At 44.6% G+C, this 13700-nt stretch carries 15 protein-coding genes; 11 read left to right on the top strand and 4 right to left on the bottom strand.

Going from position 1 to position 13700, the window contains the following annotated elements:
• Positions 1-312 precede the first annotated feature (312 nt).
• Positions 313-780 carry a hypothetical protein gene (locus tag M0C34_RS14595; protein WP_248712410.1) on the top strand — a complete coding sequence of 156 codons (468 nt, stop codon included), beginning with the start codon at positions 313-315 and terminating at the stop codon, positions 778-780.
• 10 nt (positions 781-790) lie between these two features.
• On the opposite strand, the gene M0C34_RS14590 is transcribed toward M0C34_RS14595, so the two are convergent.
• The 4 genes from M0C34_RS14590 to M0C34_RS14575 all read right to left on the bottom strand — a co-directional run bounded on the left by M0C34_RS14590 (position 791) and on the right by M0C34_RS14575 (position 5009).
• The gene (locus M0C34_RS14590) at positions 791-1504 is read right to left on the bottom strand and encodes a hypothetical protein (RefSeq protein WP_248712409.1); all 714 of its coding nucleotides are present in this window, start codon (positions 1502-1504) and stop codon (positions 791-793) included.
• A gap of 56 nt (positions 1505-1560) precedes the next feature.
• A complete protein-coding gene (locus M0C34_RS14585; RefSeq protein ID WP_248712408.1) occupies positions 1561-3135 on the bottom strand; it encodes an alkaline phosphatase in 1575 nt (524 codons plus the stop codon).
• Between the two features lie 4 nt (positions 3136-3139).
• Positions 3140-4672, bottom strand: coding sequence for an alkaline phosphatase (locus M0C34_RS14580; RefSeq protein ID WP_248712407.1), 1533 nt, complete (start codon positions 4670-4672; stop codon positions 3140-3142).
• 187 nt (positions 4673-4859) lie between these two features.
• On the bottom strand, positions 4860-5009 hold the full coding sequence (locus tag M0C34_RS14575) for a hypothetical protein (RefSeq protein ID WP_248712406.1): 150 nt from the start codon (positions 5007-5009) through the stop codon (positions 4860-4862).
• A 254-nt stretch (positions 5010-5263) separates the two neighbouring features.
• Here M0C34_RS14575 and M0C34_RS14570 point away from each other — a divergent pair, with 254 nt between their 5' ends.
• From M0C34_RS14570 to M0C34_RS14525, 10 genes are all read left to right on the top strand, one after another.
• Positions 5264-5461, top strand: a complete 198-nt coding sequence (locus M0C34_RS14570; protein WP_248712405.1) for a hypothetical protein — start codon at positions 5264-5266, stop codon at positions 5459-5461.
• A gap of 38 nt (positions 5462-5499) precedes the next feature.
• A complete protein-coding gene (gene lepB, locus M0C34_RS14565) occupies positions 5500-6342 on the top strand; it encodes a signal peptidase I (RefSeq protein ID WP_248712404.1) in 843 nt (280 codons plus the stop codon).
• Between the two features lie 27 nt (positions 6343-6369).
• Positions 6370-6861 (top strand): P-loop nucleotide/nucleoside kinase family protein, encoded by a 492-nt coding sequence (locus tag M0C34_RS14560; RefSeq protein WP_248712403.1) that lies wholly within the window; start codon positions 6370-6372, stop codon positions 6859-6861.
• A 206-nt stretch (positions 6862-7067) separates the two neighbouring features.
• The gene (locus tag M0C34_RS14555; protein ID WP_248712402.1) at positions 7068-8357 is read left to right on the top strand and encodes an ABC transporter substrate-binding protein; all 1290 of its coding nucleotides are present in this window, start codon (positions 7068-7070) and stop codon (positions 8355-8357) included.
• 82 nt (positions 8358-8439) lie between these two features.
• Complete coding sequence (locus tag M0C34_RS14550; RefSeq protein ID WP_248712401.1) at positions 8440-9063, top strand: helix-turn-helix transcriptional regulator; 624 nt, start codon at positions 8440-8442, stop codon at positions 9061-9063.
• The gene (locus M0C34_RS14545) at positions 9060-9515 is read left to right on the top strand and encodes a hypothetical protein (RefSeq protein ID WP_248712400.1); all 456 of its coding nucleotides are present in this window, start codon (positions 9060-9062) and stop codon (positions 9513-9515) included. Before M0C34_RS14550 ends, M0C34_RS14545 begins: the two co-directional genes overlap by 4 nt.
• Positions 9516-9538: 23 nt before the next feature.
• Complete coding sequence (locus M0C34_RS14540) at positions 9539-10078, top strand: DUF924 family protein (protein ID WP_248712399.1); 540 nt, start codon at positions 9539-9541, stop codon at positions 10076-10078.
• 131 nt (positions 10079-10209) lie between these two features.
• Complete coding sequence (locus tag M0C34_RS14535) at positions 10210-11919, top strand: L,D-transpeptidase family protein (RefSeq protein ID WP_248715643.1); 1710 nt, start codon at positions 10210-10212, stop codon at positions 11917-11919.
• A gap of 155 nt (positions 11920-12074) precedes the next feature.
• Positions 12075-12641: a peptidoglycan L,D-endopeptidase MepK gene (gene mepK / locus M0C34_RS14530; protein WP_248712398.1), complete on the top strand. Its 567-nt coding sequence runs from the start codon at positions 12075-12077 to the stop codon at positions 12639-12641.
• 211 nt (positions 12642-12852) lie between these two features.
• On the top strand, positions 12853-13668 hold the full coding sequence (locus tag M0C34_RS14525; RefSeq protein ID WP_248712397.1) for a phosphate ABC transporter substrate-binding protein: 816 nt from the start codon (positions 12853-12855) through the stop codon (positions 13666-13668).
• The last annotated feature ends 32 nt before the right edge of the window (positions 13669-13700 follow it).

Genomic DNA, 13700 nt, shown 5'->3' with positions numbered 1-13700 from the left:
GTTAACCGCTTTGTTATTTATATAATTATCACAAATAGTGGGTGTTTGGCCAGATATAAAATGGTAAATCTAATTAAATGTAGTGGATAAGTTTACACTTTTTGTTTGTTATGGTGTGTAAATCTTGTCGCTATGCTTTGCATTAAGACCGGTATTTTTGGCGACTTAGTTGTAAACCAGCTTGTTGCGAAGCTCTAACCTTGCCGTATCTGGTACTTCTGCTGTTGGCTACTATAGTTAACCACAAAGCACTTAATAGAAATGTGTTTAATTAGAATACCTTAATAGCGATATCTTCAGGGTTAAGGAACAATGATGAAGAGATTACTGATTGCTCTACTGGGTTTAGTACTGCCTTGTTATGCCTTTGCTAACACTTGTTCAAGTGAGGGTTTTGAACAAGCCACCAAGGCGAATGCGCAAATGTTGACTGATATGCAGCTATTGTCTGGTCAATATGTTGCGGTGTGCTCTTGGAATTACACCATGTCTAATGCTGAAATATGTCGCTTGTTTACCGACAAGTTGAGCCAGCTTGATGACCTGAATGATCAACCATTACAGAGCGTATTAGCTTCAGCCGAGAAGGCTGCTGATCGCTGGTACAGTGTACATGAGCAATGCGCCAGCGACGGCAACAGAAAAAATTCGAGTGCGGCATTTTCTGCCTATGAAAATAGTTTTAGTCATTACGAACAGTTCGCTAAGGAAGTGGAAACGACCTACAACCTGACATGCCGCACTCAGATTGTAGATAGCATCGACAAATACTGTCAGTAGCCTGTATCGCTTAGTGGGCGTGGTTAGCGTGTATTTGATTTCCGTTGGCGTCGTATACACCTGATGCGCCATGTTCAATAAAGCCTTGGCGGATCATTTTGGCGAGAAAGGGGTCACTCTCACTGTCGCCAACATCGGCGTAATCAATTGACGGGTATTTCATCCACTTGTCCAGTTGCTGCTCTATTTCGTGACTACCTTGGTTAATGCTCTCGAGCTTCATCTCAAGGCTTTTATAACCTTGTTTGGTGAGTAGGCGTTGCGGTAATTGATACTCTGGCAGCCATTCTAGTTCTATGTAAGTGTCACCCATTTTGCCTTGGTAATACTCGATGGTTTGGCCATCTTGTTGGCGTGAATCGACCTTGTTTAGCGCCGCCAACCACTTGACGGGTACCAACTGTTCAATACTTTGCCAAGAGCGATTGATATTTAGGCTGCTTAAGTCACTGGCAGGGTAATAAACGGTGCGTTGGTCAGCGGTAAAAAACCGATAAAAATGATGACGCCCGTTATTGCGCTTTTGCCACATTTCTGCGGTGTTTTTCTGTGGGTAAACCGTCATTACGTGGTCTGCCGCTCGAGTAAAAGTAAAGCGGCTAGTGCTACGCTCGAAACCTTGTTTGGCGGTTCTTGAGTATTCTGCTGAAACCTGAGGTAGGGCAAATACACTACTGCTAATAAAAGCCAACAATACACTGAGTAACCCGTTTTTTAGAAACATTTTAGATCCTTAAAAGGGGGCAACGCCCCCTTGTTTTGCACATTACTTAAATCATGCTATTGCGCTGCATTGGCGCGCTCTAGCAAGTTGCCTGCGTAGTTCATGATGTGGAATATTTCGTTTTGCTCTAGGGTGCTACGAACTAAACTAGATGCAGGGCCTTTGGCGTAAACCGGAACATCTTCACCGGCATGGGTTTCACTGCCAGTAGGCACAATGGCTTGCTGTTGAAAATCGACACCTTGTACTGCTACTTCAGTGAGGTCTACACGTTCACCATCTGCAAAGCTGGCGCTTGCACCAGGGCCATTGGTGTAACCAAGTGTGGTATAGGGTTTATCGTCTGCTGCGGTTTGTAGGCTACCATCTTGGTTTTCTACTAAACCCAAAATCGGATTACCACGGCGGGGGTAGCCAGCAATGGTAAATACGTGAGAGTGGTCAGCGGTAACAATGATAAGGGTATCGTCATCACTTGTAAGCTTATCAGCCATGGCAACGGCGTCTGAAAAGGCCAGTGTATCTTTTAGTGCTCGGTGAGCATTGCCGCCGTGGTGGGCGTGGTCGATACGGCCTGCTTCAACCATTAAGAAAAAGCCGTCTTCGTTGTCTTGCATCACTTCAATGGCTTTTTCGGTCATTTCGGCTAACGAAGGCTCGCTGTCTGCACCATATTTAACCCGATCTGCTTCGTAATCCATATGTGAGCTGTTAAATAAACCCAGTAGTTTAGAGGTGTTACTTGGATCTACAGCAACAAACTCATCGCGGTTGGTCACGTAACTGCCTGTTGGGTTTGTGGTTTGCCACACTTGCGTTAAGTCTTGATCGGCGCGACGCCCACCTGTTTCAGGCAAGGTGAAGTTACGTTGTCCGCCCCCTAACACTACATCTAATCCGCCACCAATATCGTAATTTATCATTTGCTGGGCAATGTCTAGGCAACCAGCGGCTGTTTCAGTGTCATTCTCCCAGCCTCGCTCTGGTACTCTTGAATATGTGGCGGCGGGGGTTGCGTGGGTAATACGCGCGGTAGAGATTATCCCAGCTTTCATGCCGGCCATTTTAGCTAGGTCTAGTGCGGTGGTAAGCTCTTTGCCTTTTGAACTGTCGCAATCACTGCGGTTAGCTGTTTCAGCAATGTTAATGCCGCCCGCGAAGGACTTCACACCAGTCATCATTGCGGTCATAGTACCGGCAGAATCTGGCGTTTGGGCATCAGTGTTATAGGTTTTAGCAAGGCCTGTAAAGGGGAAGTGCTCAAAGCTAAGCTTGTGCTCTTCGCCGCCATTGGGGTTAGTTATTTGGCCTTCTAAAATGCGCGCGGCTGTTACGGTAGACATGCCCATGCCGTCACCCACAAACAAAATTACATTTTTGGCTTTACCTTTGCCTGTGCTTAGCGCTGTGGCAGCGGTGTCTTTTTGCCAAGCGCTGTTGGCTGAGGCGACAGAATCTACACCCGCATTGTACCAGCTGTTTATAGCGGCAGGGTTGCCACTTTGATTGACGGGTGCTGTCCACTCGCCACGTTTTGGCGTAGCCACTTGCTTGTCATCATCATTGCTGCAAGCACTTAATGTTAAGGCTGCGCTTACCGCCATTGATAAGGCTAAATAATTAAGTTTCATGGTTTTACTCCTTACCAACGTATGCATTGCCACCCAAGCTGGCTGCTTGGTTAATGGCGTGGAAAATAACACTTTGTTCAATCGCACCTTGAATCAGGTAAGACTGCGGGCCCATGGCAAATACTGCGACATCTTCCCCGGCGTGGGTTTCGCTACTCGTGGGCACGAGGGCTTGTTGTTGATAATCAATAGCGCTGGTGTTTAGCGCGCTTAAGTCGCCACGAACGCCAGCATCAAAGCTTGCGCCAACACCAGGACCGTTGGCGTAACCTAGGGTGGTATATGGCTTATCATCGTTAGCAAGGCTGGGGTCATCTGACCCTACGCCAACCACTAAGCCAAGAATGGGATTGCCCCGTTTAGGGTAGCCAGCCATAGTAAATACATGCGAGTGGTCGGCGGTGACGATGATTAAGGTATCATCTAACTCACCAGCCGCGGTGAGTGTTTCAATCGCACTGGTTACTGCGTTTGAGTACTCGATAGTATCTTGCAGAGAACGGGCTGCATTGCCGCCGTGGTGAGCGTGGTCAATACGACCTGATTCAACCACCAAGAAGAAGCCTTGCTGATCTTGTTGGCTGTTGGCATTGAGTAATACTTCAATGGCTTTTTCGGTCATGGCACTCAACGAAGGTTCATCGGCGTCGTCACGATCTGCTTCATATTCCATGTGTGAGCTGTTAAATAAGCCCAGCACTTTGCTCGTTGTATGGGTATCAATGGCGTTGAAACCTTCACTGTTCCAAACATATTGCCCCTTACTGTTAAAGCTTTGCCAGTCTTCGATAAGGTTGTTGCCATCGGTGCGACGCCCATTGCTGCCTTCTGGGCCTTCTACGCTATCGGGGATGAAGTTGCGACGACCCCCACCCATTATCACGTTTATGTCGGCCGCTTGATGGATCAGTTGGTAAGCAATATCTGAGACTTTTCCTTCACATTCTTCGGGGACTGACGCTTCCCAGTTGCGGTCTGAAATATGGGCGTAAGTTGCCGCTGGCGTGGCGTGAGTAATGCGCGCCGTAGAGACAACCCCGGTTGCTTTGTTTTGCAAAGTGGCGAGCTCTAATGCGGTAAGTAGGCGTTCGTGGCTGACTTCACAATCACCGCGGTTGATATTGTCTGATACTCCAATCATGCCCGCTTTCGTTTTAGCGCCACTCATCATCGCTGTCATGGTGCCGGCAGAATCAGGTGTTTGCTGATCGGTATTGTAGGTTTTAGCTAGGGCGGTGTGTGGGAAGGTTTCAAAGCTAAGGTAGTTTTCTTCCCCCCCCTGATTGTCAACCTTACTTTGTCCTTCAAGAATTCGCGCCGCTGTTTGAGTTGAAATACCCATACCGTCACCCACAAAGACAATTACGTTTTTGGCTGTGGTGCTTGCGGTAGAGGTGGTCGCTCTGTCACTTACTACGGTCGCGGCTTGGCTGTACCAAGCGCTATTTGTTTGATATTCGGGAAGAGCGGCAGCATGAGAAGCGCTGGCAAGAATTACGCTGATAGCAGCGGCACTTGCAGTGACCATCCTTTTCATTTGTTTTTCCTTTAGAGTCATATTTAAGAGTATCGTTGTGCGATAGCCCGTGAATACTGACGCCTAAATATGACCAAAATATAACAATTAAATGAAACAATTAGTGCAGCTAAGGCTACTAATTTGTGCGGGCTTATCAGCGAACAATTAGAGATGGACTCGGTGGGTTTAACGGCAACAAACGTGACTAGCTGACACCTTGGTTTCGATTTTCTTTACATTCTGCTGGAGTATTGGCGGGACGACCTTTTGTGGTGATGGCAGTAAGGGTTGATTTAATTGAGCGTTTTATAGTTAACTGAAGGCCATTAGTTAACTGCGCTGCTATCAGAGGCATAGAATCGCCAGCTAAAGTCATTGAAAATCAAATATAAGAAAGCCATTTTTGTTAAAGATAGCAGTGGTGTTTTTTTCTTACACTAATGTAACGGCAAAGCATGCGGCTGCGCAGTTTAAGCCTTTGCCGATGCCACCAGTCACTTATGGTGCGAACAGTTATGGGCAGCAAAATGTGCAGCAAAATGTGCAGCAGGCAGTACCTGTAAAATCGCGATGAATGGTGACTAAACAAGCACCTTGCAGTATTTGGTCATGTTCGCCAATCAACATGGCATGCTGTGGGTGGGTTTAGATACCGCTAGCGGTTATGGCGAACATGGGCTCAATCGCTTGGGGTGCCAGTTGGGCGTTGTTGCGCAATCGGATGATGGTGAAGTTCACACCCGTGACTTGGCAACGGCTCATTATCTTGGGGCTAGAGTGACAATGGTAGTTACTCACTCCATATAAATATTGGGCGTAAGCCATTATGAAGGGAAGAAAAAAGCATGGAATGGAAGCCGAAGATCTGGATAGTTATTGTATTGGGTATTGTTACCCAACCTTTGGTATTTCTTTACCTGAATAAGGGAAAGCTGTTTTTCTTATATGCGGCGTTAACAGCGTTTACTGGTGTTACCGATTGGTATTATGGCTCACATTGGGGACTGTCATTTGTCCTTATCTGTCCGGCTCATGGTTGTTGGATAGCTAAGTATTCTAAACGTGTATTAGTCCGCTCTTGGTATTCTCGATGGTGGGGATTAGTGGCGGTTAATATGCTGGTGTTGTCTTCAATTACCTTGTGCCGAGCATTTGTTATTGAGCCTTTTACTATCCCGTCGGCGTCGATGAGCCCTAGCTTGACGGTTGGAGACTTTATTGTTGTAAAAAAAACAGGATATGGAACCTATGGCGCTTTTGGCTTAAGCTTCTTAAACGGCGATATTGATGACTCAGCGCTGATGCGAAGAGGTAATATCTACGTCTTTTATCCACCAGATATACAGAACCCTTTTGTATTCAGGTTGATGGGGCTTCCTGGTGACACTGTTTCTATTAATGGCAGTGATATTATAATTAATGGCACTCCTTTAGAAACCACGCTGATCGCTAGCTCTTTTGAATCAAGAGTGTATGAGGAAACTCAAGGAAATTATTCATATTCTATTAAACGAAATTTGGGTAATCGTCTTCCGGTAGAACGGGAATTTACAGTGCCCGACAAAAGCTACTTTTTTGTGGGTGATAACCGCGATAATGCCTACGATAGTCGATTTTTTGGTGTGGTAACGAGTGATAGAATCATTGGTGAGGTTGCTTATGTTATGAAACCAACTAAGCCCTTGTGAAATCTCCCCTATTTGAAGAGATATAATATGCAAACCGTTGGAAAATTAGTCTTTTTCTGTGGAAAAATGGGCGCGGGTAAGTCGACCTATGCCAAGCAGCTGGCTGACCAACATCGGGCGGTGTTAATCAGTGAGGATGAATGGTTGGCAGTGCTTTATCCGCAGCAGATAGCCAGTTTTGAAGACTATTTACGATACTCGGCCTTACTCAAAAAACTGATTAAACCGCATGTTCAACACATATTACGTAGTGGCGCTGATGTGGTGATGGATTATCCCGCTAATACTCGAAAACAGCGCGCTTGGTTTAAGCAGTTATTGTCTGAAGTAAAGGCTTCTCATCAATTAATTTATTTGAAGGCCGACGATGATTTGTGTTTAAGCCGTATTGCGCAACGCGCCATTGAGCAGCCACAGCGCGCAGCATTCGATAAGCCTGAAGTATTTCATCATGTTACTCAGTACTTTGAAGTACCCAACTCAGATGAAGGCTTATGTGTAGAGACAAAGTCTACTTAGTTTTCGTCACTTGTGAGCTGAGCCGTTGAGGTGGTAAAGGTAAAGTGACAAAGTCATTTGAGAAAAACACTTTTTACAAACTAAGCTTAAGTGATTAACTTATATCAGTAAAAGTGCGCCTATTCGCTTCGCTTGTTTTATGAGAGCTCGATATTGTGGCCAAGTTTCACTGGTATAACAGGCTTCCCCCTAGGAGTAGTGACGCAATGTGGAGTAGTTCGAAGCTAAGAATATTTAGAGCTATATTGTGCGGCGTGCTTTTTTGCCATGTGTTGGGTGTGAACGCTGATGTTGCTCAAGCTGAAGGAAACGCTGAAACGCTTTCGTTAACACTGGTATTAATGCCGAGTAGCGGTAAACAGCGCCAAGCGTATAAGCAGTTAATTGAACGTTTTGCTCTTCGTTACCCGCAAGTTGATGTAGACACCGTGGTGTATGAGAATGAATATTATAAAGCAAATATTGAAGACATCCTTAGTAGTAATCATGGTGAAGGTGATTTGTTTTTTTGGTTTGGTGGTGAGCGTTTACGCCGTTTAGCCAAGCATCAGTTGCTACTTGATATGTCAACTTGGTGGCAGCAAGGGCAATGGGATCGCCAGTTTTCTGTGCCGCTTAAGCAAGCTGCGCAGTTTGAACAAGCCTATTACGCGCTTCCTATCAATTACTATCAATGGGGGTTTTACTATCGCGAGTCTACCATGCGTTATTATCCCAATACCTTTGATAGCTGGCCGAACATGCTAAATACCTGCAAGCAGTTGGCCGCCAAGGGGCAGCATTTGGTTACCATAGGGACTAAAGAGTCGTGGCCAGTGGCCGCATGGTTTGATTATCTTAATTTGCGCATTAACGGCCTGGCTTTTCACCACGCTTTATTAGCCGGAGAAATACCTTTTAGCGATGCTCGGATCAAACAGGTATTTAATTATTGGCAGCAAGCGATTGACGCCCAGTGCTTTGTGCCAGATAGTCAACAATGGGGGTGGAAGCAAGCTCTTCCGGCTTTGTATCGCGGTAAAGCGGCCTCAACATTAATGGGGAACTTTTTTATTGCCACTGTCCCAGATAGGGTGAAAAACGACCTGAAGTTTGCGGCTTTCCCGCCTCTAATCAGTACGAATAAGCGTTATGAAGAAGCCCCCATAGACGTAATTGTTGCGCATCAACACGCTAAAAATAACCCTGCTGCATATTGGTTTTTAGACTTCTTAGTGAGTGACGGTGCATTGGTTGAACTGAACCAGCAACTAGGGAAAATTAACCCATTACAGGGCCATACAATGAGTGAAGATCGCTTTATTGCGGAAGGAGAAGCCTTGCTGGCCGATGCACATGGCATTACGCAGTTTTTCGACAGAGACAGCCCAAAGGCTTTTGCCCTTCCAGCAATGGACATAATGGTCGAATTTTTAGACCAACAAATTTCAATGTCGCAAGCTTTGCAGCGCTTAGAGACACTTCGTGTCAAGGTATTCGAACCATCGCAGCGCTAGCTATTGGTATTTATAAAGCCTCAGCTTTACAAAGCTATAGGCAATGACAATAATGAGACTATTCAAGTCTCAGGAATTGCCAATGAAAACCACAGACAACATCTTGTATCGTATTAAAAGTCAGGGGACTCAAACGGTGAAGATGTTAGCCGAGCAATTGGCCATTACCACCATGGGGGTTCGGCAGCACTTACAATGCCTTGAAAAAGAGGGCTTAATCGAGCACTTCGATAAGAAAGTTAAGGTTGGCAGGCCGACTCGTTATTGGCAGCTTACCGATAAAGGCCACGGTCGTTTTCCTGATTGCCATAGCGATTTGAGCGTTCAGTTATTAGGGGCGGTAAAGCAAGTGTTTGGCGATGAAGGTATGGATCAATTGATCAGCCATCGTGAGCAGCAAAGTTTTGCTACTTACCAGCAAACCTTAGCCGGTTGCACTGATATCGGTGAAAAGCTCGAGCTACTTAGTCATAAACGCAGTCATGAGGGGTACATGGCTAGTTGGCAACAACAACAGCAAGATTATTTATTTGTAGAAGATCATTGCCCGATTTGCGTAGCGGCTACCGAGTGCCAAGGATTATGCCGTTCTGAACTAGACATGTTGCAAAAACTGTTTGTTGAGTGCGAAGTAGAAAGGACCGAACATATTGTTGCTGGTTCGCGCCGGTGCGCTTATACATTAAGGCCTTTAAATAAATCATGAACAAAGCTTTGGTTTTTAGCTCTTTGCGTATCGCGGCATTGCTACCGTTGTTATTTAGCCCTCAGCTTATCGCTTGCGAGTTATCCAGCATTCCGGCTAAACAACAACAGCATGGCTGTGGCTGTAACTATTATTTTCCCGCTAAGGCTCCGCTTCGTCCTGCTATTGTGTTGCAAACGCAACTTGATGGTACTCAAGCAATGATGATGCGAGAAGGTGCTTTAATTGAGCTATGGGGGGCCCAGCCTAAGCCATTTTTGATAGAGCCAGGGACCACCAGTATGCAGGCTTATCGTTATCAAAATACCGCGATTAAAGTGGAAAACACCGAACGACCAGGTTGTACTTTTGGGCAACAAGGTTGTGAAGTTATTGGTTATTTGAGTCAGATATCGATGGCTGATAACTACCAACAATGCCAGTGGCTGATACAAGGCGATTGTGGCTGTTAACCCTTAACCCTAGGTAGCGTTAAATGACATTTCAACATGTATTAGATTTTTGGTTTGAAGAACTATCACCGCAGCAATGGTTTAGTGTGGATGATCAGGTCGACCGGCTGATTTCTGAGCGTTTTGAGGGTTTACTTAAGCAAGCCTGTGCCGGAGAGCTATTTACTTGGCGTGATACTGCTAAAGGCAGTTTGGCTGAAGTGATTGTATTAGATCAGTTCTCAAGGAATATTTATCGAGGTTCGTCAGCAGCGTTTTCCCAAGATGGTTTGGCCTTAGCGTTAGCGCAAACAGCGCTTGAAAAACAGTTTGATCGCCAACTAAGCCTAAATGAACGTGGCTTTATGTATATGCCGTATATGCATAGTGAGTCTTTACTTATTCACCAACAAGCAGAGCGCCTATTTAACCAACCGGGCCTAGAAAATAATTACCAGTTTGAACTTAAACACAAAATTATTATTGAGCAGTTTGGTCGCTACCCTCATCGTAATGCTTTATTAGGTAGGCCATCTAGTCAAGCTGAGCTGGAATTTTTGGCAGGCCCTAACTCATCTTTCTAAATGTTCTCAATGGCTTAGTTTAATTATTGTCAACGCGACATGAAAAATTCACTTATTTTTATGCTGTAACCCCAAGCGAGAAACTATGCTTAAAGGGTGTTGTATCTAATTTAGGTGTGCCAGTGAGTCGTATGTTGTTAGGCATTATAAGTGCTTTGTTTTGTATTAATGTTGCTGCTGCAGTAGATATACTGGGGCCTAGCGAACAGCCAAGTAATGTTTTTAAACAAGCGAATAGCCAACCAAGAACGGTTCAAGTCAACAGCCAACAGCCTACGGCTGAAGCGACTGAATTAGCAGTCGGTGAGCGCTTATTAAGCCGACTAAATTGGCCTAATAATACGTCGCGCTTAGTGACAAATGTTGATGACTATCAGGTTATTTACCCTGAGTTGCAGCGATCAATACAGCAATTTCATCCTCAGCCACTTTGGTATGGCTATGCGAAAGCGCGTAATGCCCGTGACCAAATACAATGGCTGTTATTAGAGTTGAGTTTAGCGGGTGGACCGGACGCATTAGCGTCTTGGTTGTCACAAATCAATGCTATCGACAGCAGTAACCCACAGTGGGATCGCCTTTATACGGATGCTTTTTTAGGTTTAATGGCATTTTACCAGCAGTTAATCGGCTTAGATTACGCTCAGAGCATGGCCTTAAGCCATATTAACCAGCTTTCTTTGCAATTACTCATTGATGAACCATGGTTAGCTAGCTTAAGTCATGAGCGGGTTTACCAGCAACTCGCAGGTTTGCGTGGTGATCTAGATATAGAGCGGTTGCGCTTTCGCCAGCAAATGTTGCATTGGTTGAATGTGGAAAAGAATCGTGCGCCAAGCGAAGCAATAGACTTTGGGCCGTTAATTCGCTTAGGTTCTAATGATTTTAGAGTGCCTAAAGTGAGGCAACGCTTATTAGAGTTTGATCCGCGCAATCATTTTTTGGAAGTTGATTTACCCTTGATGGACACTGAAACAGTGGCGGCATTAAAACGTTTCCAGTTACAGCATGGTTTAAAAACGGATGGAATAGTGGGTAAAGATACCCTGTATTGGCTTAATTTTAAGCCCATTGACCGCTCTAAAATGTTGGCTAAAAACCTCTTAAGAGAGCAGTTGTTGAAAGGGTACATGCAGGCGTCTGCGCAGCAGCGAATAGTGGTTAATGTTCCAGCTTATCAAATGAGTTATATCAATCAAGGCAGTGAATTGTTTCAGTCTAAGGTTGTGGTGGGCCGAGCCTCACGGGCCACCCCTTTGTTGGTTAGTGAAATTAGCAGTGTGGTGATAAACCCCTATTGGAACGTGCCCAGAACTATCGTACGTAAAGATATCATTCCTAAGCTTCGTCAAGATCCCAGTTATGTTGAGCGCAAACGTTTTGAGTTATTTGATTATGACGGGCAAGCGATACCCAGCGAACAAGTTGACTGGACTCTGGTTAAGGATACTGGTGCGTTTCCTTATCGAATGCGGCAACGTCCGGGGCCTGGCAATGCTTTAGGTGGTTACAAGTTCCATTTCGACAATCAGTTTGCAGTGTATTTACACGATACTTCTTCACCTGAGCTTTTTTCTGAATTTCAACGTGATTTTAGCTCTGGCTGCGTAAGAGTAGAAGCGGCAGAAGTATTAGCGGAGCAATTGCTAAAACAAGCGGGTTATAGTGAGTCGTATAAACAGAGGATTGTGGCTAAAGGGAAACCTAAGTGGGTTAGGTTACGCCAAAAAGTACCTGTTTATTTGGTTTACTTCACATCTTGGTTTGATGAAACCGGTGGTCTTCATTATCGAAAAGATATTTACAATTTTGACCCTAGTGTTAAACAACTCTCTAGCTAAAAAATTACTCTTTTAAACAGTTGCTTAAGTTATTTCTATGTAGCATTTTCGCTAGTTGATAAGTTTCACTTTTAGCGTATTGTTTGCTTTTCACCCATTTCGTCGGTATTTTACACCAAATTGATTGTTTTTTGATCCATTTGAGGTGAGTGTAAATGTTAGACCGAAAGCTAAAAAGGCGTTCGTTGTTGTTGGGATTAGGCGCTGGATTTATCGGTCTTGGAATACCCAAAACTTATGCAAGTTCAAGTATATCTAGAGATATACCGGGTAGTCGAATTCTTAGTTTAAACAATTTGCATACCAATGAGAGTTGCGAGGTGTGTTTTTGGAAGGATGGACAGTTTCAAGACAAGGAAGTGAAACAGTTAGATACCTTATTACGTGATTTTAGACGTAACGAGTCGATAGAAATGGATAGAGCCTTGTATATGCAAATGGCTTTACTGCAAGACCGCTTAGGTGGAGAGGTTCTCTTTCAGATAATCTCCGGTTATCGCTCTCCTGCTACCAATGAAATGTTACGTGGTAACGGATCTGGAGTGGCTAAGAAAAGTTTCCATATGACTGGCCAAGCCATTGATATAAAAGTGAAAGGTGTATCTTTAGCTAAAGTACATAAAGAAGCTTTAGCGCTTGGGCTTGGCGGCGTTGGCTATTACCCAAGTAGTGGCTTTATTCACATTGATACTGGTCATGTGCGTAGTTGGCGTGGTTCATAGTTAACTAATACGCAGAGAAAGGATTCTTTGCGTGTGTATTTTGTAGTGCGTTAGCCTGTTTTTATATTTGTTTGCCAATTATTTGTCTGCTTTATCATGTAAAAACCTCCTTAAAATATCTCATTGTAATCTTAGTGTCATATTTGCTTGTTTCAATGCGTCTCGACTTAGACAAGTTGTTTGTCATTATTCAATCGCATAGAGAAGTATTATGAGAATTAAGTTCATTTCCGCCTTAAGTGCTGCATCAATGCTATTTGCAGCCAATGCATTTGCTAGTAATACCGTTACCGTTTCAGGTTCCACCTCCGTATCAGGAATAATGGAGGTATTGGCTGAGAAATACCAAGCCACTCAAAAAGACGTTGTTGAAGTACAAAGTACCGGATCATCTGCGGGTATTCGTGCAGCAAAAGAAGGCACGAGCATGATTGGTATGTCTTCGCGTGAGGTCAAAGATGGTGAGTTGAACGCTGACACTAAAGAATTAGTGATGGCAATGGATGGCATTGCTGTTGCGGTAAATACTGCAAACCAAGTCAGTGACCTTACTATCGAGCAAGTTAAAAAAATCTACATGGGTGAGATTAACAATTGGAAAGAGGTCGGCGGTGCTGACCAGCCCATCGTTGCGGTGACTCGTGAAGTAGGTTCTGGTACCCGCGGTGCATTTGAAGACATCATGGGTTTAACCCAAAAAATAAATGGCATCACTGTTACAGCTATCTCGCCTCGTGCCCAAGTTGCCAGTGGCAATGGCGCTATCAAGACACTAGTGGCCAATAATCCTTTCGCTATTGGATTTATTTCTCTGGGTTCAGTTGATGAATCGCTTACTGCCGTAGCCATTGAAGGTGCCGCAGCCACTAAAGCTAATATTCAAGCTGGTTCTTACGGGATTGCTCGTCCATTTGTGTTGCTAGTAAACAGCCAGCCTGCACCTGAAGCACAACAGTTTGTTGACTTCATTATGGGACCTGATGGCCAAACTATCGTAGCTGAAGAAGGCTACATCGAAGTTAACTAAGCTCTCCTTCGAGAATTATTGAAAGAGGCGTC

The organism is Agarivorans sp. TSD2052 (assembly GCF_023238625.1).
Classification (GTDB): Bacteria; Pseudomonadota; Gammaproteobacteria; order Enterobacterales; family Celerinatantimonadaceae; genus Agarivorans.
Note: the sequence above shows the minus strand (reverse complement) of the source record. Positions and strands in the feature narration are given on the sequence as shown.

What these genes read in the sequence shown, in the direction of transcription:
- M0C34_RS14525 (WP_248712397.1), top strand. Translation starts at nt 12,853, where the DNA reads ATGAGAATTAAGTTCATTTCCGCCTTAAGTGCTGCATCAATGCTATTT.
- M0C34_RS14595 (WP_248712410.1), top strand. Translation starts at nt 313, where the DNA reads ATGATGAAGAGATTACTGATTGCTCTACTGGGTTTAGTACTGCCTTGT.
- mepK (WP_248712398.1), top strand. Translation starts at nt 12,075, where the DNA reads ATGTTAGACCGAAAGCTAAAAAGGCGTTCGTTGTTGTTGGGATTAGGC.
- M0C34_RS14560 (WP_248712403.1), top strand. Translation starts at nt 6,370, where the DNA reads ATGCAAACCGTTGGAAAATTAGTCTTTTTCTGTGGAAAAATGGGCGCG.
- M0C34_RS14580 (WP_248712407.1), bottom strand. Translation starts at nt 4,672, where the DNA reads ATGAAAAGGATGGTCACTGCAAGTGCCGCTGCTATCAGCGTAATTCTT.
- M0C34_RS14575 (WP_248712406.1), bottom strand. Translation starts at nt 5,009, where the DNA reads ATGCCTCTGATAGCAGCGCAGTTAACTAATGGCCTTCAGTTAACTATA.
- M0C34_RS14590 (WP_248712409.1), bottom strand. Translation starts at nt 1,504, where the DNA reads ATGTTTCTAAAAAACGGGTTACTCAGTGTATTGTTGGCTTTTATTAGC.
- M0C34_RS14535 (WP_248715643.1), top strand. Translation starts at nt 10,210, where the DNA reads ATGTTGTTAGGCATTATAAGTGCTTTGTTTTGTATTAATGTTGCTGCT.
- M0C34_RS14585 (WP_248712408.1), bottom strand. Translation starts at nt 3,135, where the DNA reads ATGAAACTTAATTATTTAGCCTTATCAATGGCGGTAAGCGCAGCCTTA.
- M0C34_RS14555 (WP_248712402.1), top strand. Translation starts at nt 7,068, where the DNA reads ATGTGGAGTAGTTCGAAGCTAAGAATATTTAGAGCTATATTGTGCGGC.
- M0C34_RS14545 (WP_248712400.1), top strand. Translation starts at nt 9,060, where the DNA reads ATGAACAAAGCTTTGGTTTTTAGCTCTTTGCGTATCGCGGCATTGCTA.
- M0C34_RS14570 (WP_248712405.1), top strand. Translation starts at nt 5,264, where the DNA reads ATGTTCGCCAATCAACATGGCATGCTGTGGGTGGGTTTAGATACCGCT.
- lepB (WP_248712404.1), top strand. Translation starts at nt 5,500, where the DNA reads ATGGAATGGAAGCCGAAGATCTGGATAGTTATTGTATTGGGTATTGTT.
- M0C34_RS14550 (WP_248712401.1), top strand. Translation starts at nt 8,440, where the DNA reads ATGAAAACCACAGACAACATCTTGTATCGTATTAAAAGTCAGGGGACT.
- M0C34_RS14540 (WP_248712399.1), top strand. Translation starts at nt 9,539, where the DNA reads ATGACATTTCAACATGTATTAGATTTTTGGTTTGAAGAACTATCACCG.